This is a genomic window from Gemmatimonadaceae bacterium, from assembly GCA_036003045.1.
Lineage (GTDB): Bacteria > Gemmatimonadota > Gemmatimonadetes > Gemmatimonadales > Gemmatimonadaceae > JAQBQB01.
In genome coordinates this window covers 268,075-290,781 of the sequence record DASYSS010000017.1, presented here as the reverse complement: position 1 = coordinate 290,781, position 22,707 = coordinate 268,075, and the positions used below count along the sequence as shown (strand labels likewise).

21 protein-coding genes are annotated in these 22,707 nt (G+C 65.3%); 15 read left to right on the top strand and 6 right to left on the bottom strand.

Going from position 1 to position 22,707, the window contains the following annotated elements:
• Positions 1–14: 14 nt before the first annotated feature.
• Both VGQ44_03390 and VGQ44_03385 read left to right on the top strand, forming a co-directional pair.
• Entirely contained in the window at positions 15–2,075 is a 2,061-nt protein-coding gene (locus VGQ44_03390; GenBank protein ID HEV8445830.1) for a M1 family metallopeptidase, read from the top strand.
• 160 nt (positions 2,076–2,235) lie between these two features.
• Positions 2,236–4,065 carry a glycoside hydrolase family 15 protein gene (locus VGQ44_03385; protein ID HEV8445829.1) on the top strand — a complete coding sequence of 610 codons (1,830 nt, stop codon included), beginning with the start codon at positions 2,236–2,238 and terminating at the stop codon, positions 4,063–4,065.
• 7 nt (positions 4,066–4,072) lie between these two features.
• Here VGQ44_03385 and VGQ44_03380 read toward each other — a convergent pair whose 3' ends face one another.
• From VGQ44_03380 to glnA, 4 genes are all read right to left on the bottom strand, one after another.
• The gene (locus VGQ44_03380; protein HEV8445828.1) at positions 4,073–4,909 is read right to left on the bottom strand and encodes an N-acyl homoserine lactonase family protein; all 837 of its coding nucleotides are present in this window, start codon (positions 4,907–4,909) and stop codon (positions 4,073–4,075) included.
• A gap of 10 nt (positions 4,910–4,919) precedes the next feature.
• Complete coding sequence (locus VGQ44_03375) at positions 4,920–5,258, bottom strand: GNAT family N-acetyltransferase (protein ID HEV8445827.1); 339 nt, start codon at positions 5,256–5,258, stop codon at positions 4,920–4,922.
• A gap of 89 nt (positions 5,259–5,347) precedes the next feature.
• Positions 5,348–6,190, bottom strand: a complete 843-nt coding sequence (locus VGQ44_03370; protein HEV8445826.1) for a carboxypeptidase-like regulatory domain-containing protein — start codon at positions 6,188–6,190, stop codon at positions 5,348–5,350.
• Between the two features lie 27 nt (positions 6,191–6,217).
• A complete protein-coding gene (glnA, locus tag VGQ44_03365) occupies positions 6,218–7,525 on the bottom strand; it encodes a type I glutamate--ammonia ligase (GenBank protein ID HEV8445825.1) in 1,308 nt (435 codons plus the stop codon).
• A gap of 192 nt (positions 7,526–7,717) precedes the next feature.
• Between glnA and VGQ44_03360 the strand changes: the two genes are divergently transcribed.
• From VGQ44_03360 to VGQ44_03320, 9 genes are all read left to right on the top strand, one after another.
• Positions 7,718–8,503: a zinc ribbon domain-containing protein gene (locus tag VGQ44_03360; GenBank protein HEV8445824.1), complete on the top strand. Its 786-nt coding sequence runs from the start codon at positions 7,718–7,720 to the stop codon at positions 8,501–8,503.
• A complete protein-coding gene (locus VGQ44_03355) occupies positions 8,500–9,333 on the top strand; it encodes an MqnA/MqnD/SBP family protein (protein ID HEV8445823.1) in 834 nt (277 codons plus the stop codon). The genes VGQ44_03360 and VGQ44_03355 overlap by 4 nt, the downstream gene beginning before the upstream one ends.
• Positions 9,334–9,532: 199 nt before the next feature.
• Positions 9,533–10,126 carry a hypothetical protein gene (locus tag VGQ44_03350; protein ID HEV8445822.1) on the top strand — a complete coding sequence of 198 codons (594 nt, stop codon included), beginning with the start codon at positions 9,533–9,535 and terminating at the stop codon, positions 10,124–10,126.
• 183 nt (positions 10,127–10,309) lie between these two features.
• Positions 10,310–10,864 (top strand): MerR family transcriptional regulator, encoded by a 555-nt coding sequence (locus VGQ44_03345; protein ID HEV8445821.1) that lies wholly within the window; start codon positions 10,310–10,312, stop codon positions 10,862–10,864.
• A 38-nt stretch (positions 10,865–10,902) separates the two neighbouring features.
• A complete protein-coding gene (locus VGQ44_03340; GenBank protein HEV8445820.1) occupies positions 10,903–11,628 on the top strand; it encodes an SDR family oxidoreductase in 726 nt (241 codons plus the stop codon).
• A gap of 25 nt (positions 11,629–11,653) precedes the next feature.
• On the top strand, positions 11,654–12,514 hold the full coding sequence (locus VGQ44_03335) for a replication initiator protein A (GenBank protein ID HEV8445819.1): 861 nt from the start codon (positions 11,654–11,656) through the stop codon (positions 12,512–12,514).
• 76 nt (positions 12,515–12,590) lie between these two features.
• Positions 12,591–12,791: a hypothetical protein gene (locus tag VGQ44_03330; GenBank protein ID HEV8445818.1), complete on the top strand. Its 201-nt coding sequence runs from the start codon at positions 12,591–12,593 to the stop codon at positions 12,789–12,791.
• Between the two features lie 69 nt (positions 12,792–12,860).
• The gene (locus tag VGQ44_03325; GenBank protein HEV8445817.1) at positions 12,861–14,477 is read left to right on the top strand and encodes a S41 family peptidase; all 1,617 of its coding nucleotides are present in this window, start codon (positions 12,861–12,863) and stop codon (positions 14,475–14,477) included.
• Between the two features lie 9 nt (positions 14,478–14,486).
• Positions 14,487–15,572 carry a hypothetical protein gene (locus VGQ44_03320; GenBank protein HEV8445816.1) on the top strand — a complete coding sequence of 362 codons (1,086 nt, stop codon included), beginning with the start codon at positions 14,487–14,489 and terminating at the stop codon, positions 15,570–15,572.
• Here VGQ44_03320 and VGQ44_03315 read toward each other — a convergent pair.
• Positions 15,569–16,711: an aldo/keto reductase gene (locus VGQ44_03315; GenBank protein HEV8445815.1), complete on the bottom strand. Its 1,143-nt coding sequence runs from the start codon at positions 16,709–16,711 to the stop codon at positions 15,569–15,571. The genes VGQ44_03320 and VGQ44_03315 overlap by 4 nt on opposite strands.
• Positions 16,712–16,818: 107 nt before the next feature.
• Between VGQ44_03315 and VGQ44_03310 the strand changes: the two genes are divergently transcribed.
• From VGQ44_03310 to VGQ44_03295, 4 genes are all read left to right on the top strand, one after another.
• Positions 16,819–18,870: a M1 family metallopeptidase gene (locus VGQ44_03310; protein ID HEV8445814.1), complete on the top strand. Its 2,052-nt coding sequence runs from the start codon at positions 16,819–16,821 to the stop codon at positions 18,868–18,870.
• Between the two features lie 99 nt (positions 18,871–18,969).
• The gene (locus VGQ44_03305) at positions 18,970–19,719 is read left to right on the top strand and encodes a fatty acid desaturase (GenBank protein HEV8445813.1); all 750 of its coding nucleotides are present in this window, start codon (positions 18,970–18,972) and stop codon (positions 19,717–19,719) included.
• Between the two features lie 153 nt (positions 19,720–19,872).
• Positions 19,873–20,151 (top strand): oxidative damage protection protein, encoded by a 279-nt coding sequence (locus tag VGQ44_03300; protein ID HEV8445812.1) that lies wholly within the window; start codon positions 19,873–19,875, stop codon positions 20,149–20,151.
• Positions 20,148–22,028, top strand: a complete 1,881-nt coding sequence (locus VGQ44_03295) for a glycoside hydrolase family 3 protein (protein HEV8445811.1) — start codon at positions 20,148–20,150, stop codon at positions 22,026–22,028. Before VGQ44_03300 ends, VGQ44_03295 begins: the two co-directional genes overlap by 4 nt.
• Positions 22,029–22,118: 90 nt before the next feature.
• Here the strand turns inward: VGQ44_03295 and VGQ44_03290 are convergent, their stop codons facing one another.
• Positions 22,119–22,328: a cold-shock protein gene (locus VGQ44_03290; GenBank protein HEV8445810.1), complete on the bottom strand. Its 210-nt coding sequence runs from the start codon at positions 22,326–22,328 to the stop codon at positions 22,119–22,121.
• Positions 22,329–22,707 lie beyond the last annotated feature (379 nt).

Genomic DNA, 22,707 nt, shown 5'->3' with positions numbered 1-22,707 from the left:
TCACTGGAGCTGCGATGATTCGCTTTGGGATCGCCGCGTCTGCGGCGCTGGCCCTGTGTTTTCCTGCGCCGTCGCTTCGCGCACAGAGCACGACGCGCGCACCCGAACGCGCAATCCGTCGCGACATCCCGCTCACCAACATGATTCGCCGTGCCTTCGCCGAAGGCACGCGCGACTCCACGGGTCGGCCCGGGCGAAACTACTGGCAGACGTGGATGGATTACACGATCTCGGCCCGTCTCGATCCCGCGACGTCCACGCTCTCTGGCCGCGAGACCATCAAGCTGCACAACGCGAGCGATTCCTCGCTGTCGTCAATTCAGATGCGTCTCGACCAGAACATCTTTCGCGGCGACGTCCCCCGCGGCGCGTCGGTGCCCGCCGAGAACACTGACGGTTTCGTCATAACCAAGTTGGCGGTGAACGGCGCACCGGTCGATCTCAACGCACCCGCGCCCGGCCGAGGCGGTCGTGGCGGTCGCGGTGGCGGCGCGCCGACTGAACCCATCGCGATCGGTATTCACACGACGTCCGCGCGCATCGTTCTCCCGTCTCCGATCGCTCCCGGGTCCAACGCGACGCTCGACGTCGAGTGGCACTACAAGCTCGCCGGCGGCCCCGGTCAGGGACATCGCATGACGTTCCGCTGGGGCGACACGCTGTACCAAGTCGCCCAGTGGTATCCGCGCGTCGCCGTGTACGACGATTTGCGCGGCTGGGACACAGACCCGTATCTCGGGCCTTCGGAGTTCTATAACAACTTCGGACGGTTCGACGTGAGCCTCGACGTCCCGGCAGGCTGGATCGTCGGCGCGACCGGGGTTCTCCAGAATCCGGACCGCGTGCTCACTCCGGCTGCGCGCGAGCGACTATCGCACGTCCTCGAATCCGATTCCACGCGCACGGTTGTCGGACCAAACGAAGTCGGTCCCGGTCAGGCGACAGCGTCGGGTGACCGCCTCGTCTGGCATTTCGTCGCCGACACGGTGAATGACTTTGCCTGGGCCACGGCCAAGCAATTCGTCTGGCAGGCAACGCGAGCCACCATTCCTGGCCGTGGCGCGATTCCTGTCAACTTCTACTACCTGCCCGGTCACGCGTCGTCGTACACCCAGGCCGGTGCCATTCTGCGTCACGCACTGGAGTTTTATTCGAGGCTGTGGATGCCGGATCCTTTCCCGCAGCACACGATGGTCGACGGTCCCGACAACGGCATGGAGTACCCCATGCTGGTCATGTCGAACGACGGCCCCGCCGACCACGAGACCGGTCACCAGTGGTGGCCGATGACGGTGAGCGGGAACGAGACGTGGTACGGCTGGATGGACGAAGGGTTCAATCAGTACATGAACATTCTCTCGGCCGCCGACGCCGAGCATCGGCAACCCGATCTCGATGGCCGTGGCCAGTCGTACGGACGGACGAGCGGCGACGAGCGCGAGGCACCGCTCATGTGGGACGCGAACTACGGCGGCCCCCAGTACTCCTTCCAAGCGTACGGCAAAGCGCCGCTCATGCTCTCGATGCTCGGCGGAATGGTAGGCGACACCGCGGTCTGGCGCGCACACAGCGAGTACGCCAAGGCGTGGCGGTTCAAGCATCCGTCGCCCTGGGATTACGCGTTCTTCATGAGCAACGCGCTCCACAGGGATCTCGGCTGGTTCTGGTACTATTGGCTGTTTACCACGGAATCAGTCGACGAATCGATTCAGAGCGTCACGACCAAAGGCGCTCGCACAACGGTGACCGTTCGGCAAGACGGCCAGATGCCCGCGCCCGTGGTGTTGAAGGTGGAGTTCGCACCGGGCGGCGGAGAGATTCGCCGGATGCGCAACGCCGTCGTTGCCGGCGATACCGCGGTCGTCTCGTACCCGGTCGACGTGTGGTTCTCGGGCAGCAAGACGTTCAACGCCGATCTCGACCTGGGCCCGCGGAAGATCGCCAAGATCGTCCTCGACCCGCATTGTCGCTTTCCCGACCGCGACGCGAGCGACAACGTTTGGCCGCGCGCGCCCCAACCGCCGCAGAGGGTGACGGGCGGGCGAGGTGGTCGCGGCCCGGTGTGCACCAATTAGGCACCCTCCTCGGAACGCGGCGCCAGGCGCTGGGATGAGCTCGTCGAGGCGGTGATGTCGTTGCTTCGCGCGCGAAATGCTGTGCTCGTCTCGGAGAACGTGGAGCCCGTGGCACGAATTGATCTACAGTCTCGACAGCATGGAACGGTCGACTAGGGGAATGCCCGCACGAATTGAGGATTACGCACTCATCGGCGACTGCGAGACCGCCGCGCTCGTCTCCCGCGACGGATCCATCGATTGGCTGTGTTGGCCGCGATTCGACTCGCACGCCTGTTTCGCCGCGCTTCTTGGCGGCCCCGAGCACGGACGCTGGCAGATCACGCCCGCCGACTCGAACGCGAAGAGCAGGCGCCAATATCGAGACTCGACGATGATCCTGGAGACGACCTTCGAGACCGCGGAGGGAGCGGTCATGGTCGTCGACTTCATGCCGCTGCGCGACGGCGAGTCGAACGTCGTCCGCACGGTGGTCGGGCTGCGCGGATCCGTGGCCATGACGACGCAGATCATTCTTCGCTTCGGCTACGGATCCATCGTCCCGTGGGTGAGCCGCCTCGAGGATGGGACGCTCCGCGCCATCGCCGGCCCGGACATGATCATCTTCAAGAGCGAGGTGCCGGTCCGCGGCGAAGGGCTCACCACGGTCGGCGACTTTAGCGTTTCCGCCGGCGAGCGCGTCTCCTTCGTGATGACTTGGGGGCCGTCGCACCTCGCACCGCCGAAGCCCGTCGATGCCGAGCACGCGCTCCAGTTTACGGAGCGCTTTTGGACGACGTGGGCGAACGAGTGCCGATACACCGGCGAGTGGCGCGACGCGGTCATCCGCTCCCTGCTCACGCTCAAAGCGCTCACGTACCGGCCCACCGGTGGAATCGTCGCCGCCCCGACCACGTCGCTTCCCGAACAGATCGGCGGTATTCGCAACTGGGATTACCGCTACTGCTGGCTGCGCGACGCCACGCTGACGCTGCTCGCGCTCATGGACGCGGGCTATTTCCGCGAGGCCGCGGCATGGCGCGATTGGCTGCTCCGCGCCGCCGCGGGAAGCCCGGATCGCGTGCAGATCATGTACGGGCTGAGCGGCGAGCGAATGCTCCACGAATGGGAGGTACCCTGGCTCCCGGGATATGAGAACTCTCGACCCGTCCGCGTCGGCAACGCCGCCCATCACCAACTTCAGCTCGACGTCTACGGCGAAGTGATGGACGCGCTCCACCAGGCGCGGCGCGGCGGGTTGCCCGAGATCCCCGAGGCCTGGGCCTTCGAGAAGGCGTTGCTCGCCCAGCTCGAGAAGATGTGGCAACGCCCCGACCAGGGCATCTGGGAGGTGCGCGGCGCGCCGCAGGACTTCACCCATTCGAAGGTCATGGCGTGGGTCGCGTTCGACCGCGCCATCAAGAGCGCAGAACAATTCAACCTCGACGGACCGCTCGACCGGTGGCGCTCGCTGCGCGACGCGATCCACGACGAGGTCTGTCGGCGCGCGTACGACGACAGCATTGGCGCGTTCGTGCAGTCGTATCAATCTCGCCTCGCCGACGCGGCGACCCTCGTCATCCCGCTCGTCGGATTCCTCCCCGCCGACGACCCGCGCGTCGCTGGCACCGTGGCGTTCGTCGAAAAACATCTGTTGGTCGACGGCCTCGTGCTGCGTTACGATAGCGAGCACACCGACGACGGTTTACCGCCGGGCGAAGGCGCGTTTGTCGCCTGCAGTTTTTGGCTCGCCGACAACTACGTCCTGCTTGGCCGCCGCGGCGACGCACATGAGCTCTTCCATCGCCTGCTCGGGCTGCGGAACGATCTCGGACTTCTGGCCGAGGAGTACGATCCTCGACTCCGCCGCCAGGTGAGCAACTTCCCGCAGGCGTTCTCGCACATCGCGCTCCTCAGCACCGCGTTCAATCTGGGCCACGTCGAGCATCAGCACGCGCCGCGCCCGGCCGAGCAGCGGCCGAATCACGCGACGCACCCGGCTCCGGCCTGACGCGCGGTCAGTGAATCAGCGCGACGCCGTTGCCCGGCGTCGGAAATCGCGCGAACACTTCCGGATCGTGCCCTGGCACGATGAGCCGTGGGTCGGACGCGAGAGTCGTCATTCGACTCTGCGCACGAAGATTCGACGCCGTGTCCAGGGTCTGCGCGATCGGACGGTGGCTCGCGAAATTCTCGTAGAGATACGCGTTGTCCGAGGCGAGAACGACCGTGCCCGCCGCGGTTGGCACGGTGGCGAACTGCGACGCGAACGTGTGCTTGCCGCCCGTGTAGACGGTGATCCCCGGAATGATCTCTTTTCCGTCGCCGTCGACGAGGATCACGCGACCTTCGCGCGCGATGCCGGCAAGCAGTTTCGCGTCGCCGGCGTCGATTGCTCGATCCTTCACGACGCCCGCTGAATCGAGATGGTGCTCGAATTCTTCGCGCTGAATCCAGACCTTCGCGCGCGGAAACAGATCGATGCCGTCGAGGTGGTCCCAGTGGACGTGGCTCACGATCACGTCCGTTACGTCGTCCGGCTTGATCCCCAACTTTCCGATCGCCTCGCTCGGCGGACTGAAATCGGTCGGGTGCCAGCGATTCACGAAATCGTCCCGATGAAAGCCCGCATCGACGAGGATCGTGCGCCCTCCGCCTTTGATCACCCACACCATCATGGCGATGTCCAAGCGCCGGCTCGTATCGGCGCCCTTGATGAGGGCCGAGACTTTGAAGCCCGGCAACGTCGCGTAGCGAACCGCGTACACCTCGTACGTCGGCGGCGCCTGTGCCGCGGCCGCGATGCCGAGGGCGGCGATTGCGACTAGCGCAACGCGCGACGATGCAGCGAGCACTCCGTCCTCCTCAGTCGAAATCCTTCCCGTACCGCCGGCCGGTGTGGCGGTAGCCTATCCGCTCGTAGAATGCATGCGCGTCGGCGCGTTGCAACCCCGTCGTGATGACGATGCGATGGCATCCGCGCGAGCGCGCCCACTGCTCCGCCGCCCGGACCAGCGTGCGTCCGACACCGCGTCCTCGCTGCGCTTCGTCGACGACGAGCAACGTGAGCTGCGCGATCGGCGTTTCGTGATTGAGGGTGTGGCGAAGATGGACGGTCGCCAGACCGATGGGACCGTCGCCGGCATCCGCCACCAACGCGCGCGCATTCGGGTCAGCTTGCAAACGCGCGAGCCGTCGTGGCATCGCCGGCTCCGACGTTGGATACCCGAGCTGGGAGCACAGCCGCGCCACCGACTGCGCGTCCTCAGCTCGGACGTCGCGAACCGATGTATCTACTTTTCCCGCGTCCACAGGAGCAACGTTCCGCATTGGCCTGACTTGAATTGTATGGGGAGCGACGCCTGTCCCGGATAAAACTCCACGCCCGCAAGATCTGAAACGAGAATGTTGCTGAGATCCGGAGGTTTGACGTCGCGTCCCATCCGCTCCAGATCGTAAATCAGAATGCCGTCGAGATAGACGGTCGAATAGCACGCGCGGGGCAGCGGATTCAAGCTCGACTTGCCGCCGCCGCTGCCGAGGAGAGCGGCGCCGCTGCCGATTCGGGACGAAGCCATGTACGCCTCGTCGCCGGACCACCGGATGAGCCGCATCCCGGCCATTCTCGACAACACCACGTCTTGAAGATGATGGTCCTCGTTCTTCCGCAGCGTCGAATCGTCGATGAAATAGCCGCCGGCGTGATTATGCATCCGCTCGAGAAAACCGTTCAAGTTCGGGGAGATGTATTCGCGTGGCTGCTTGGCCTCGGCCACCATCGAATCCAGCGGCACGGCGCGTTGACTCAACACGAAGTTATGGCGCGTGTCGGCGTCCGTGCCGAGCTCGATGGTGTCCGTGAGCGTGCGATATCCGATCAATCGCACCACGACCATGTGTCGCCCCGGCGCTAGACCCGCGAGGCGAAACTCCCCTTTCGCGTTGGTGCGTGTGCTGACATTGAGCGCCGGCGCCATCACTTCCGCGCTTTCGACCGGGTGGCCGCGCGCCGAGTCGGCGACGACCGTTCCCACGATCGATCGAGTCTGCGCCGCAACCGTCGGCGCATTCAAGCAGACCAACGCCGAGAGTGACGCCGCCAATTCGCGCGCCCCGAATCCCGTTCGCATTTTCATACCGTCCCCGCGACCCGCCGACGCCGCCTAATACTTCGCCAAATAGCTCTCCAACTCCCACGCGCTCACCTGCGTGATGTACTCCCGCCACTCCTGCCGCTTCGCGGCCACGAAATGCGACGCAATGTGCTTGCCCAGTGCATCCGCGATCACGTCGTCTTTCTCCAGTTCGTCGAGCGCCTCGTTGAGATCGTGCGGCAAGTCGTCGATGCGTAGACGTCGCTTCTCGCGGAAGCTCATTTCCCAGATGTTCTCGTTCACCGGCTCGCGATGGTCGGCCTCCGTCTCCACTCCGTCGAGGCCCGCCGCCAGCATGACGGCGAGCGCGAGGTACGGATTCGCCGACGGGTCCGGCATTCGGAGCTCGACCCTGGTCCCGGCCTCACGCCGATCCGGAACGCGGATCAACGGCGAGCGATTCCGCATCGACCACGCGACGTTCACCGGCGCTTCGTATCCCGGCACCAGTCGTTTGTACGAGTTGACCAGCGGATTGGTGATCGCGCACATCCCGCGCGCGTGGCGCAGCAGCCCGCCGATGTAGTGCAGCGCGGTCTTCGAGAGCTCCCACTCCGCGGACTCGTCCCAGAACGCGTTCAGGCCGCCGCGAAAGAGCGACTGGTGCGTGTGCATTCCGCTGCCGTTTTGCCCGAAGATCGGCTTCGGCATGAACGACGCGAGCAACCCGAATTGTGTCGCCACGTGTTTCACCACGAACCGGAACGTCGCGATGTTGTCGGCGGTCTTGAGCGCGTCCGCATATCGGAAATCGATCTCGTGCTGCCCGTGCGCCACCTCGTGATGCGCGGCCTCGACCTCGAACCCCATCTGTTCGAGCGTGTCGACCATCGCGCGTCGCGCGTCTTCGCCGAGGTCGGTCGGCGCGAGGTCGAAATAGCCGCCGACGTCGTGCGTCGCGGTCGTGGCCCCGCCTGATGCGTCGGGCCGAAAGAGGAAGAACTCCGCTTCCATCCCCGCGTTCATCGTGAACCCCATCCCCTTCGCCTTCCGCAGCACGGTCTTGAGCCGGCCGCGCGGATCGCCCGCGAATGGCTCGCCGCTCGGGCTGTGAATGTCGCAGATCAGCCGGCAGATCCGCTTGTCCTTTTCGCCCCACGGATAGACCAGAAACGTGTCGAGATCCGGCGCGAGCAGCATATCCGACTCCTCGATCCGTACGAACCCTTCGATCGACGAGCCGTCGAACATGATGTCGCCCGCGAGCGCCTTCTCGAACTGCGACGACGGGATCTCGACGTTCTTGTTGATGCCGAGGATGTCCGTGAACTGGAGACGCATGAAGCGCACACCCAGCTTCTCCGTCAGCTCGAGGATGTCGTTGATGGACGCGCCGGCGGTATCGGGTGTAAGGGAACGGGAGTGCGGCGTCGGATCGTCCTCGCGACTTGGGCGGGGGGTGGGAGAAGCGCGCCGAAAAGCTCACGCGTCGGCTCAACGCTAAGGCAACCCGGATTCGATTGTAAGTCGGAATCGCGGGGCACCGGAACAGTCGTGTAGCTTTATCGCATGGATCAGTCTCCTCCGGTAACGCCGGCCGCGCAGACCTGTCCGTCGTGCGGCGCCGCGGCGAACGGGAGATTCTGCTCCGCGTGCGGCGCGGCGCTCGTCGGCGTCGCGTGCGCGGCGTGCGGAACGCAGCTCTCGCCCGGCGCGAGGTTCTGCCACCGGTGCGGGACGCCCGCCGGCCAATCGGACGGGCCCCGCGACGAACGGAGCTTCTCGTCGGCGCTGCCGTGGGGAGTTGCCGCGATCGCGTTGGTCGCGTTGATCGCGCTCGTCGCCGGCCAGCGATTCGGACGAAGCGCGAGTGATGATGCAGGGCAAACTCAGGCGGCCGCGCCAGCCACCGGAGCACCCGGGCAACCGCCGGACCTCTCGAGCATGACCCCCGAAGATGCCGCCGCGCGTCTCTACGACCGCGTGATGAGCCTGCACGAGCGCGGCCGCGCCGACAGCGTGCAAATCTTCGCGCCCATGGCCATGCAAGCCTACGAGATGCTCGGCAAGCTGAATCTCGATCAGCGCTACGACCTCGGACGTATTGCCGCTGTGGCGGGTGATTCGGCGACCGCCCGCGCGCAGGCGGACACCATTCTCGCCCAACATCCGAATCACCTGCTGGGCCTCATTCTCGCCGGTAACGCGGCTCGAATGCGCCATGACGCCGCTGCGGAAAAAAGCTTCCACGACAAGCTCGTCGCCGCCGCACCGGCCGAGCGCGCGAAGCAGCTCACCGAATACACGACGCACGAAAACGACATCACCATCGCGCTCGACTCCAAGCGACCATGACCACCACGATCCACGTCGCCCACAGCCCCGACTCCGACGACGCGTTCATGTTCTACGCGCTCGCATCGGGGAAGATCGATACGGAAGGCCTCACCTACGTCCATCAACTGCAGGACATCGAGACGCTCAACCAGCGCGCGCTGCGCCGAGAGCTCGAAGTCACGGCGGTGTCGATCCATGCGTACGCCTACCTGGCCGACGCGTACGCCCTGCTTCCCCACGGCGCGTCGATGGGGGATCGGTACGGCCCTCGCCTCGTCGCTCGCTCACCGCTGTCCCGGTCCGAGCTGCGCGGAAAGCGAATTGCCGTTCCGGGCCTCATGACGAGCGCCTACCTCGCGCTGCGTCTCTTCGAGCCCGAGTTCGAACCGGTCGTCACGCCCTTCGATCAGATCGAGGATGCCGTCGTCGACGGCGCCGTTGACGTCGGCCTGTTGATCCACGAGGGCCAGCTCACGTTCGGCGACCGTGGCCTCCACCTGGTCCAGGATCTGGGTGAATGGTGGTTCGGCGAGACCGGACTCCCGCTCCCGCTCGGCGGCAATGTCGTTCGAAAGGACCTCGGCGAGGATCTGACGCGCAAAATTTCGCGGCATCTTCGCGACAGCATCGCATATGGGTTGCAGCATCGCTCGGCGGCGCTCGACCACTCGATGCAGTACGCCAGAGGGTTGGATCGGTCCAAGGCCGACGCCTTCGTCGGGATGTACGTGAACGACTGGACGCTCGACTACGGGGAGGCGGGCCGGCGTGCCGTCCGCCAGTTCCTGGAGCGCGGCGTCGAAGCCGGAATCATCGCGAAACCAGTCGCGATCGAATTCGTCGATTAGCGCCGCCGACTCTTCGCGCGCCCGAGCGAGGCTCGGCGTCTCCTTGACGCCGCCCTTTGTCAGGTATACTAAGGCGTTGCGACGGGCCGATTCGTGGGCGCGCAAGCGCATCGGCGGCGACTCGGACGCACGGCCGGCATCGGGTTTCCGGGGCCGTCATTCCAATTCTCTGATCACAACAACCTCTCAGGAGGCGTGCATGCCGTTGGATGACGAGGTGCGCGGGAAATACCAGTTCTCTGATCGCGACGACGACGTCGACGATTTGGGATACGGTGGCGGCGGAGGAGGCAGCGCGTCGTACGACGACGACGACGAAGAAGACGGGGGTTGGATGACCCACAAAGACGAAAGCGATGATTTGTGGGACAGCACCGACGACGTCGACGACGACGACGAAGAGGCGACGACGATCGAGGTGGGCGAAGAGGACGAAGAGGCGGAGGTCTTCGGTACCGCGAAGCCGCCGCGCTCCCGTCCCGCACCGGCGAGCGCGCCCGCTGCTGTCGCTCCGGAAAAGGCCGCCAAGAAGGCCGCCGCCCCACCGGCGAAGGCGGCACCGAAACCCGCGCCGAAACCCGCGCCGAAACCTGCCGCGAAGGCCGCTGCGAAGCCCGCTGCGAAGCCCGCTGCGAAGCCCGCTGCGAAGCCCGTGAAGAATGCGGCCATGAAGGCCGCCCCGAAGAAGAACGCGAAGAAGGCCGCCAAGAAGAGCGCGAAGAAGGCCAAGAAGGCCGCGAAAAAGGCGTCGAAGAAAGCCGCGAAGAAGGGCGCCAAGAAAAAGAAGCGTTAGCCGTCCATCGACGTGGCGCGGCAGCGGGGCGACGGCATGCACGTCCCGCTGCCGCGCTTTCGTTTTGCCCTCGCCTCGGACCGCGGCCTGTCCCCTCAACCTGGGACGCCACCTGAGTTATTGTACGAGGTCGGGTCGACCGCCCCTTGTCTGCCCCTCGGTTTCTTGCACACGTCCGCCCTCATGGCCGATTCGCCGATCACGCTCCTCCGCGCTCACGCACGCCACGCCCCATGGAACGCCCGGGGACTCGCGGCGCACGTGACGGCGCTCGTCGACGCGGCCGGCGTGCGGCCGACCAACGCCTCCGCCCGCGCGGCCCCGAGCGCTCGATCGATCCGCTTCTACATCGCGAACGGCCTGCTCTCCCGGCCGGAGGGCGCCGGAACGTCGGCCACCTACAACTACCGCCATTTCCTCCAACTGGTCGCGATCAAGATTCGACAGCGCGAGGGCGCGACGCTCGATTCGATCAAGAAAGAGATGGAGGACGCCACGGGCGACGCGCTCGAGCGCCGGGTCGCCACCTCGCTGGCCGCCGCGCTCGGCGCCACCGTCGAAACGCGCAAAGGCGGCGCGGTCTCCGAAGAGGAGAACCCGGCGAGTTGGCGTAGAATGCCCGTCGCCGACGGCGTGGAGCTCCACGTCCGCGACAACTCGCCGGCCTCGCGCGACGAAGCGCTGGTCGCGATGCGTGAAGCCGTTCGTGCGGCGTTGGGCCGCGAAGACATTCGATAGGCGAGCGGCATCTCCGGTTCACTCGAGGACGCGCTCCAATGCCCGACTCAGCTCGCACGTTCGACGGATCGACGGTTCTGTTGACGGGGGTCGGCGCGGACGGGCAGGTGGGTCAGGCGGTCGCGCGAGCGTTTGCCGAGCAGGGTGCCTCGCTTTTGTTGGTCGACCGAGCGGCGGAGCACGTCGATGCTCGGGTCCGTGAGCTGACCGACGATGGCTTTCGCGCGGCGGGCTATCCGTGCGACCTCACCGACGGCGCAGCCGTGAAATCCGTCGTCGCTCGAATCCGCGAACAACACGGCGACGCGATTCAGGCTCTCGTCCACATGGCCGGCGGATTCGCAATGAGCGGTCCCGTCGCCGAGAGTACCGACGACGTCTGGAATCGTCAGATCGCCATCAATCTGACCACCGCGTTCACGGCGGCGCGCGCGGTGTTGCCGATGCTTCGCGCCGGTAAAGGGGCGATCGTTTTCTTCGCGTCCGAGGCTGTGCTGCCGGGGTCTACCGGCGCGCGTACGTCCGCGTATGCCGTCGCCAAGAGTGGAGTCGTCGCTTTGATGCGCGCTATCGCTGCGGAGGAGCGGCCGAACGGTATTCGCGCCAACGCGGTTGCGCCCTCGTCCATTCGCACGGCGACCAACGTCCGCGACATGGGTGACAAAGTGAAGTACGTCGAACGTGAAGAGGTCGCCGACGTCGTCCTCTTTCTCTGCTCCGCGCGCGCGAGCGCGATTTCGGGACTCGTGGTCCCCATCGCGTGATGCTCTTCTCCTCGCTCGCCGCGCGATGACGCTTCCGGCGAAGCGCCGAACTCCAGCGCGGACGGTGCTCCTCGACCGTTCGCTCGAGGAGTTTCCCGTCTTTCGCCTGAGCGACACACCGGACGAACCCTCGCTGTCCTATCTCACCGAGGACGGCGGACGATGGCGCGTGTTGACCGCTCCCGGAGATCGCCTGCCCGGGACGTTCGACCAGGACGTTTACGTCGAGCTGATGCATCGGTTCCAGGAGGCCGGTGAACCGGCCGACGGGGTCCTCACGTTCACGCTGCACGCCTTCCTACGCTCGATGGGGAGACAAGCCGACGGCCGCACCTACGAGCAGCTCCGCGGCGCGCTTACCCGACTCGAGCGAACGACGTTGCAATCGGAAGGGAGTTATTTCGACGCCACGGTCGACCGCCTCACCGACGCGACCTTTACGCTTCTGACTTCCGTCGCGATCGAGCGCCGACGCTCTCGCGAGCGCGATCAGCTTGTTCTGTTCCCGGGCTCGCCCAGCGCCGAGCCCGGCGAGGCCCGCGTCGTAATCGCCGGCGTTGTGCGACAGAACGTGTCCGCGCGCCACGTCATCCCTCTCGCGGTCGGCCGTTATCTGGCACTCGCCTCTCCGGTCGCCAGGCGCCTATACCGCCTCATCGAACTGGCGAGGGCCGCTGACATCCTGACCTGGCGGGTATCGCTCGACCGCCTGCGGGAGCAACTTCCACTTACACAACGCTATCCGTCACACCTGCAGCGGGTGCTCCAGCCGGCCCACGACCTCCTGCGGGAGGCTGGAGTGATTCGCGAGGCGGTCATTCGTCAACAACAGAGAGACTGGTTCGTCGACTACATGCTTGCGGGGAAGCGGGCAGAAGCGGGATAGCCCCGCCCCGGGGGCCCGAAACAGGGGTCGGCGCGAACGATTCCGGGGTTCGTCGTGTACCATCTGCAATACACTTATGGCCACCAAGCTCGACAAGACCATCCGGCGCGAGATCGAAATCGACGGTGAGGCATACACCGTAGCGATTTCTCCCGACGGATTCCGCCTCACAAAAAAGCGGTTTCGGTCCGGCGTGGCATTATCCTGGAAGACGGTTTGGACCCGTCACGGCGGAAACGCCGCCGAGTTGCCGGAAGAGCCTGCCGTCGAGCAGTAGGCGCGGAACGCGCAACGGCTAGTTGCCGGCCGCAGTATACCTTCTAGACCCTAAAGCTGGACTCGACGCATGCCTCGCATCCGTAAAGCCGCCTTCATCGGCGCACTGCTCGTCCCCGTCGTGGCCGGCGGGTTCCTGCTGCAAGCGCGCTCGCAACGCGAAGGCGCGGAGTTGCTCGACCAGGTCATGACGTTGGTCAACGACCGCTACGTCGACACGCTGCCCACGTCCGACGTCTACGAAAAGGCGGCCGCCGGCCTCGTCAAAGAGCTCAATGACCCATATAGCGAGCTCCTAACGCCAAAAGACCTCAAACAGTTCAGCAGCCGGACCGGGGGTCGATACGGCGGACTCGGCATGCTCATCGAGCCCGACGCTGATACGAAGACGGTTCGCGTCGTCACGGTCTATCCGAACACGCCGGCTGAAGCGGGCGGCGTGCACGAGGGCGACTTCATCATCCGGGTCGACTCCGTCTCGACGCGTGGATGGACCATCAACCAGGTCTCCGATTCGCTCACCGGCACGCCGGGCACGAAGGTGAAGGTGTCGTTCGCTCGCCCGGGGGTCGCCGCGGCGATCACGGGAACGTTCACCCGCGCGATCATCAACGTGCCGGCCGTTCCGTACATCATCACCCTGGGCAACAAGATCGGGTACATCCCGCTCCAGCAATTCAACGAGAATGCGGCCGACAACATCCAGGCTGCGGTCAAGAAGTTGGAGGATCAGGGCGCGCGGGGCATCATCCTCGACCTGCGCGGCGATCCGGGCGGCATCCTCGATCAAAGTTTGAAGGTTGCGAACACCTTCCTGCCGCAGGGACAGCTCCTCGCTTCCGTGAAGGGACGCGAGGGCCCGATTCAGATCGAGATGGCCAAAGCTGCGCCGCTGGCGCCGAGCATTCCGCTCGTCGTCATGACGGATGATCGCACGGCATCGGCTTCGGAGATCGTCGCCGGCGCCCTTCAGGATCACGACCGCGCGCTCGTCGTCGGACAAACGAGCTTCGGAAAGGGTCTGGTCCAGGGTGTCTACGACCATCTCGACGGCGGCTACGCGCTCAAGCTGACGACCGGAAAGTGGTTCACGCCGAGCGGCCGCTCGATTCAACGCCCGCGCAAGTTCGTGAACGGCCAATTCGTCGAGGACACGCCTGACACGAACGAGACGAACGCGACGAAGAAGAACCGTCCGGCGTACAAATCCGACGCGGGCCGCACCGTGTACGGCGGCGGTGGAATCACGCCGGACGTCATCGTGGCGGACGACACGCTCACGACGCCGGAACAGACGTTCGCGAAGGCGATTGCGCCCAAGGGTCAGGATGCGCGCACGGTGCTCGACGACTACGCCATGCAGTTGTCGAAGACTGCCGGAGCGACGTTCACGGTGCAGCCGGCGTGGCTCAATGAGTTCTATACGCGCTTGCAGGCCAAGGGCGTCACGGCGGACCGGAAGACGTACGATGGCGCGAACCGGTACGTGAGCCGCTTGCTCGAGCAGCGTATCGCCCATTTCGCGGCGGGTGACTCGTTGGCCAAACGGCGCGACCTCCCGTACGACGCCGCGCTGCGCAAGGCGCTGGAGCTGATCGACAAGGGCGGCTCGCAGCGTGAGCTGTTCGCCCTCGCCGGCGAGCCGCTGTCGGCCAAGAGCTCTGTCCCGCCTGCGAAAAAGCCGTAAGTTTTAGACATGCGAATGGAAATCGTGACCGCCGCCGCGATCTTCGCGGCGGCGGTTTCTTCTTGTGCTCATTCGGGCGGCGTTTCGAGCAGCGCCGCGTCGACGACCGCCGTGGCAACCCGCCCGACCGGCCCGGCCCCTGAACCCGGCGAGAGACACTTCGCCAGGATTCGGCAACTGACTTTCGGCGGCGAAAACGCCGAGGCGTATTTCAGCCGCGACGGCCGGCGGTTGATCTTCCAATCGACGCGTGACGGCCGTACGTGCGACCAGCAGTACGTCATGAACGTCGACGGTAGCGGTGTGCACCGGGTCTCGACCGGATTCGGCAAGACGACGTGCGGTTACTTCTACGACGGCGACCGCCGGATCTTCTTCGCGTCGACGCACGCCGCCGACACAGCGTGTCCGCCAAAGCCGGATCCGTCGAAGGGCTACGTTTGGGGCCTCGATCCGTACGATATCTATGTCGCGAATCCCGATGGGTCGCAGTTGCGGCGCCTCACCAACTACGGCGTCTACACCGCCGAGGGAACGCTTTCACCCGACGGACAGACGATCGTTTTCACGTCGCTCAAGGACGGCGATCTCGATATCTACACGATGCGCGTCGACGGCACCGACCTGAAGCGGCTCACGACGCAGCCCGGCTACGACGGCGGCCCGTTCTTCTCGCCCGACGGGAAACGGATTGTGTACCGCGCCTGGCATCCGACCGACACCGCGCTCACGTCGTACCGCGAGCTGCTGCGGCAGCGACTGGTCCGGCCGAACCGGATGGAGATCTGGGTCATGAACGCCGACGGCTCGAGTCAGCACCAGATCACGAACCTCGGCGGCGCGAACTTCGCCCCGTATTTCACGCCCGACGGACGCAAGATCATCTTCTCGTCCAACTATAAGAATCCCAAGAGCCGAGATTTCGAATTGTATCTTGTGAATGACGACGGCAGTGGGCTGGAGCAGGTGACGCACCACGTCGAGTTCGACGGCTTTCCGCAGTTCAGCCCGGACGGCACGAAGCTCGTCTGGGCGTCGGGGCGCTCCTCTCGGGAAGGCGAGTTGAACCTCTTTCTCGCCGACTGGAAACCCTAGCGCGTTTCTGCGGCTTTCAGATTCTCGTCGACGTGCTCCGCCCGCTTCATTCCGACGAGCGCCGACGTCACGCCGGGAATCGATCTCACGAAAGCGATGGAGCGTTGCGCGTCGGTCTCCAGCGTCGGAAACGCTTCCGCCACCGCGGCCGGCAATCCCGCGGTGAGTTTGCCCTGCATCAGCGTTGCGCTACCGACGACCATCAAGCCGAGCGCGGCTGCGGCCTCGGCCGCCGGAAGCGCGTTCCCTCGCACCGTTTGCGTCGGAGCGCGGATCGCCTCGGGCATCGCGAGGCTGATCGGCATTTGCACCGCGCGAAAATGGTGGTCCTTTCCGCCCGCGTCGCGCGCCAGTCCAACCAACGCCTCGAGCTCGAGATGGTCCGCCGCGTCCGGCGTCGAGCGGAGACCGTTCCACGTCGCGCAGCCGTACGCGCCGATCTCGCCGCGCGCCGCCGCGTCCTCGAGAATGAGAAATGCCGCGCGGATTCTCGCCTGCAGTTCGTCGCGACCGACGGCGGCCGCCTGCTGCTCCGGGTTGTGTAGGTAGTACACGTCGATGCAGCGGACGCCGAGGTTCTGCCGACTCTTGGCGACACAGAATCGGATGAACCGTGGGGCGAGGCTGTGGCCGCCGCCCACGATCTCCGTCGGACGCAAGATCTCGGTGTCGATGAATTCGCGTTTGACGTAGGCGAGGTACTCGTCGCGCGACGCTGGCGGTTCTCCGTCCAGTGGGATATATCCGCCCTTCGAGCAGACAACGACCTCGTCACGCGACACGTCGCCCGCGCCCGGCCCCGCCGTCAGGCGCCGAAGCGCGGCGCCGACGGCGCGCTCTGACCGTTGGCCGCGGTAGTTCAGCGCCGTGTCGATCAAATTGACCCCGGAGCGCACGCCATGCTCGACAGAATCAACGTATGCGGCGTCGTCGGCGGCGGTCGGCTCGCCGAGATACGTGCCGATCCCGATCGAGGAGACCGTCGCGTCGAAGGGCGCCGCGCGGAAGTAGTCCGACGCGAACCGCGGCGCGAACCGTTCACGATACCGCGCGGTCCCGGCCTCGCTTGCGCGCTGAGCGGGAGCTTCGTCGCTCGTCGGCGCAACGGCCTCGCGCGTGCGGGGGGGCCTGGTGGTCATCGGTGTCTCAGAGCTACTCCCGCTCGGGAACGGGCGCAAGCTCGTTTTCCGGTGTGCGGGCGCGTAGCACGGTCCATCGTCGGCGTTTGGAGGGGGAGGAATTCCGCGTGTACCGCCTGATTGGATTTGCCGTCCTCGTCGCTTCGTCAGCCTGCCTCGGCCGCGGCGCGCCCGTGCTCGTGCCGGTGCGCATCGATTCCCTTGCCGGCCATCTCACTGAGACGGCGGCGACCCCCACGCGTCCGATCATCACGGTCGATGCCGATCCGTTCCATCGGCTCGGTCGCATGGACTGGCCCGGACCGAACGAATATCGCGGATCGAACGGCGCGCCCGGACCCTCGTATTGGCAGCAGCGCGCGGACTACACGATCGTCGCCACGCTCGACACTGCCGCAAAGAGCGTCCGCGGATCAGTCAGCATTCGCTACACGAACAACTCGCCCGACACGCTGCGCTACGTCTGGGTGCAGCTCGACCAGAACCTGTATCGCACGACGAGCAAAGGTGCCGCGCTCTTCTCTTCGGACTCGCGGGTCGGCGCCGGCGGCTTTCGCGGCGGATACAACATTACCGGGATCGAGGTGAACGGCCGGACGGCCGTTGGACGCATCGACGATACGATGATGGAGGTGGAGCTGGAGTCGCCGCTGCTTCCCCGCGGCGGCGTCGCGACCATCGGCATGCAGTACTCGTTCGAGGTGCCGGTTCTGGGATCGGATCGCATGGGCCGCGACAGCTCGCTCTACGAGATTGGTCAGTGGTTTCCTCGAATGGTCGTGTACGACGACGTGCGCGGCTGGAACACCGATCCCTACCTCGGTCAAGGCGAGTTCTACCTCGAGTACGGCAACATCGACTACTCGGTCACCGTGCCCGCCGGCTACGTCGTCGCCGGAAGCGGAGTGCTTCAGAATCGCGCGGCGGTTCTCACGCCCGCGCAGATCGATCGTCTGGATCGCGCCGGTGGATCCGCGACGGTCGTGCAAGTCATCACCGCGGACGAGGCCGCGGCGGCGCGACATCGCCCCGTGCCGGGCACGAAGACATGGTGGTTCCGCGCTGAGCATGTGCGCGACGCGGCATGGGCCGCGGCGCCCGATTTCCGGTGGGACGCGGTGGGCTGGGACGGCGTTCTCACCCAGGCGCTGTATCAGTTTCCGAAGGCCGGTCGAGGATGGGAATCGGCCGCCGAACAGACCCAGTGGTCGATTCGCACCTACTCGGGGTTGTGGATGCGGTATCCGTATCCGCAGGCGACGAGCGTCGCGGGCCCCGTGCATGGAATGGAGTACCCGATGCTCGTGATGGTTGGATACGGCGGCGCCAATTCGGCGTCTACGTTCTCCGCGATCGATCACGAGCAAGGGCACGAGTGGTTCCCGATGATCGTCGGGTCGAACGAGCGACGGTACACGTGGATGGACGAAGGCATCGACACGTACCAGAATGCGTTTTCCAGCGAGCGTCGTTCGCCCGGCACGGACGCGTTTCCGGTCGATTTCGCCGCTTGGCGCGCGTCGGTTGAAAACGGCCGCCAAGCGCCACTCATGACGCCGCCGGATCGGATCGACGCGGAGGGGTTCGAGGCGGTCGGGTATCGGAAGCCCGGAGCCGTGCTCCTCGCCTTGCGCAACGACGTCATCGGCCGCGAGACGATGGATCGAGCAATGCGCGAATACGTGCGACGCTGGGCGTTCAGACATCCGACGCCCGGAGATTTTTTTCGCACCGTCGAAAACGTGTCGGGGCACGATCTGTCGTGGTTCTGGAACGCGTTCTTCTACGAAACCGACGTGCTCGACATCGCGGTCGACGGCGTGACGATGCGACAGTCGAAGGGCGAGAATGTGGCCGAAGTCCACTTGCGTCGCGTGACGACGATACCGTTTCCAGTGACGATGCGGCTCAAGTTCAATGACCTCACGACTCAAGACGTGCGCTTTCCGGTCGAGATCTGGTCGCGCGGCGATCGCTACGTCGCGACGATCGTGGTCCAGCGCCCGGTCGTCGGCGTTCGTCTTTGGCCCGACCAGAGCGTGCCGGATTTCAACGCGTCCAACGACGTCTGGGGCGATGTCCCCCCGGCCGATGTCCGGCCAGCGTCCACGAGCGGCGGGGTAGTTCCCCCTATTCCCCCAACGCCCGATCGCCGCTAGTGTCGAGAGCGTGACGTGGTCGTCTTTGATGGCAGGGACCGCGTTATCGGCTTAAATTTAACGGTCTGCTCGTTCTCGTTCCCAGAATTCGGAGTCGCAATGCCCGGTTTCGGCGTGTGGGCCGCGCGATGGTGGATGCCTGTCGTCTTCATCATCGTCGCCGGACACCTCACGAATGTGTGTGTCACGCTCTTCCTGCATCGTTCGCAGACCCATCGCGGTGTGCGTCTTCATTACATCGCGGCGCTTCCCATGCGCCTCTGGCTCTGGCTCACCACCGCGATCGTCACCAAGGAGTGGGTCGCCTGCCATCGTAAGCACCACGCCTTCGCCGACCGCGAAGGCGACCCGCACAGCCCCCTCCTCGAAGGTCTTCGCAACATCGTCTTCAAGGGCGCCTTCTACTACCGGCGGGCCATTCGCCAACCCGGAATGCTGGAGAAGTACGGCAAGGGCACGCCGAACGATTGGATCGAGCGCGCCCTGCTCAGCCGCCTGAACTGGCTGGGCATCGTCATCATGCTCGGCCTCGATGTGTACTTGTTCGGCTTTTTCGTCGGGCCGCTCGTGTGGGCCGTGCAGATGATGTGGATTCCCTTCTGGGCCGCCGGCATCGTCAACGGCGTTGGCCACGCTCTCGGGTATCGCAACTTCCAGGTGAAAGACGAGAGCCGGAACATTACCCCGATCGCCATCTGGCTCGGCGGCGAGGAGCTCCACAACAACCACCACGCCGATCCAAAATCTGCACGCTTCGCGGCGCGCTGGTTCGAGTTCGACATCGGCTGGGTGTACATCCGCCTTCTTCAGTTCTTCCGCCTGGCCAAAGTGGACTACGCTCGCGAGTAGTCTGGGCGGGCTGTTCGGATGCCCGGTCGAGGCCGGCGTCCAAGAGTGTCGTAGAATTCGGGCGGCCCCCTGTGGGTCGCCCGCGCTCGTTTAGGCGCAGTCGAGTCTCAACGCAGGCTAGATTTTCGAAATCCCGAGCCCCAGCCCCGTTTCATGTCCGAGATCACGTGTGTTCGTTGCGGGCTGCAGAAGCCCGCGTTCGACCGGCCGCCGTTTCCAGGTGCCATCGGTCAGCGCATCGTCGAGCAGATCTGTCAGGACTGCTGGGCGCTGTGGCTGCGCCAGCAGACGATGCTGATCAATCACTACGGGTTGAATGTCATGGACCCACAGGCGCGCAATTTTCTGAAGCAGAACATGCAGGGCTTTCTCTTCAAGTCGGGCGCGGAAGAAGAGGTCGATACGTCGAAAAAGGGCACCATTCAGTGGTGAGAGCGTCGGCCGTCGCCGGCGTACGCGCGGCCCGCCTCCTCGTCGCGGGAGCGGCGCTGCTGCTCGGCGCGTGCACGACCGCGGCGAATCCGGCGCGCGGGCCGACGCCTTCGCGTGGTTCCGACTGGGCCGACTCGGTCATCGCGACGATGTCTCCGCGCGACAAGGCGGCGCAGCTCGTCTGGCCTCAACTCTTCGGCGACTACACGCCCACCACGAGCGTCGGCTGGACGCGTGTCGAGCAGCTCATCACGCGAGAGCACGTCGGCGGCTTCATCATGTCGATCGGTTCTCCGATCGAGACGGCGGTCAAGCTCAACGCGATGCAGCGGCTGAGCCGACTTCCGCTGGTCATCGGGGCCGACTACGAGACGGGCGTCGCTTTCCGGCAGCGCGGCGGCTACTTCCTGCCGAACGACATCTATCTCGGCGGCGGGACGATGTTCCCGTACCAGATGGGAATCGGTGCGACGCGCGATACGTCGCTCGCCTACCAAGAAGGCCGCATCACCGCGCTCGAGGGACGCGCGCTCGGCGTCCACATCGCGTTCGCGCCGGTCCTCGACGTCAACAACAACCCCGCAAATCCGGTCATTGGAATGCGGTCGTTCGGCGAAGACCCGCACCTCGTGGCCGCGATGGGCGCGTCCTTCATTCACGGCGTGCAGGAACACGGGATGCTCGCGACCGGCAAGCATTTCCCGGGGCACGGCGACACCGACGAGAACTCGCACCTCACGATCACGACCGTGCACGCGAGTCGCGCGCGCATCGATTCCGTGGAGCTCGTTCCATTCGAGCGCGCGGTCGCCGCCGGCGTTCAGGGGATCATGACGTTCCACGGGATCATCCCCGCGCTCGATACGGCGTCCGTTCCCGCGACCCTCAACCCGGCGATCATGACCGGGCTTTTGCGCAGGCAGCTAGGCTTCAAGGGGCTGCTCGTGACCGACGCGATGGACATGAGCGGAGTTCTTTCGCGCGTGACGGTCGCGGGCGGATCCACGGGCCCGACGGCGACGGGTAACTACGGCACGATTCGCAACGCACTGAGCATCGGCGAGGCGTGCAAGCTCGCGCTCGCGGCCGGCGCCGACATCCTGCTCATGCCCAGCGACGTGCCGGGCGCGATCGACGCCGTCGTCGAGGGCGTCAACCAAGGACGATTCACGCAAGCTCGGGTCGATTCATCGGTGCGCCGCGTTCTGGAGATCAAGCGGCAACTTGGGCTGGAACGCCAGCGCGTCGTGAACCTCGACAGTGTGCGGGCGATCGTCGGCGACAGCGCCCATTTGGCGGTTGCGGCCCTGGCAGCGCAGCGGTCGGTCACGCTGGCGAAGGATTCGTTGTCGCTCGTCCCGCTCCCTCGTGCGGGAGCCCAGCAGCCGGGGCGGCTTCTGTCGATTACGATCGCATCTCGAACGGACCTGCCGGCGGGTGCGACGTTCAACGCCGAGCTTCGCCGTTCGGCGAACGTCCGAACTGAGCTCGTGAACCCCGACGATCCGTCCACGAATTTCGAGCGACTGTTCGCCGCGGCGGATTCGTCGGACGTGACCATCGTCAGTTCTTATCTGTCGACCGGCACCAACGTGTCGAACCCGAACGCGCCTGAGCCGATCGCGCAATTCATGCGCAATTTGGTCGAGCGCCATCCGCGCACGATCGTCGTCGCGTTCGGTAATCCCTATCTCCTCCAGCAAGTGCCGGCCGCGTCCACCTATGTTGTGGGCTGGGGAGGATTCCCCGTGTCGCAGGCGGCCGCCGCCCGCGCTCTCCTTGGTCTCACGCCAATCGGCGGGCGGCTGCCCATCACCATTCCGCCATTATTGCGCTTCGGCACCGGGCTAGACCGGTCTGTCGTGGTGCATCCGTAGCGGCACGATAGCAGGCCGAAGCTAAAGCGCCCCGTCGAACGACGGGGCGCCCTTTTTTACAGCTGGTTTGTGGGGTGTTGCCGGTATCGACTAAGACGCCTTGGTCACGTCAGCCGCTTGCGGCCCCTTCTGTCCTTGGACGATCTCGAACTCGACCCGGTCGCCTTCGGCGAGCGATTTGAATCCAGCGCCTTGAATTGCGCTGAAGTGAACGAAGACGTCCGGCCCCCCTTCTCGCGAAATGAAACCGTACCCCTTTGCGTCGTTGAACCACTTCACGGTGCCAGTCAGACGTGGCATTGCACGTTCCCCTTTCAAAAACTGTAGTGATGAACCCGGGCGTCCCGAAAACGCGAACGGCGTCGTTCGAACCGGTGGGTAGGGATCCGCTCGCGGACCTCAGGCCGGTTCTGGAAAACGCGCGCAAGTTTTGTGCAAGGCGCGGCTTCGGCCCGCCGGCCGAAGCTAGAAAAAAAGTTCGCGATGAGGGAGCGGCCGGAACCGGGGCAACTGCCGAACCAGATGGTGGTTGAGCGTCGCTCGACAACCGAAAACTTAGGCCGCCCCCGCGATGTAACGGGCGACTCGGCCGCACGTGCGGCACTTCAGCGTGACCTGCGACCGTGGCGGTGGTGGGAATTGCCCGGGAATACGCTCGATCTGCCCTGAGCACGAGGGA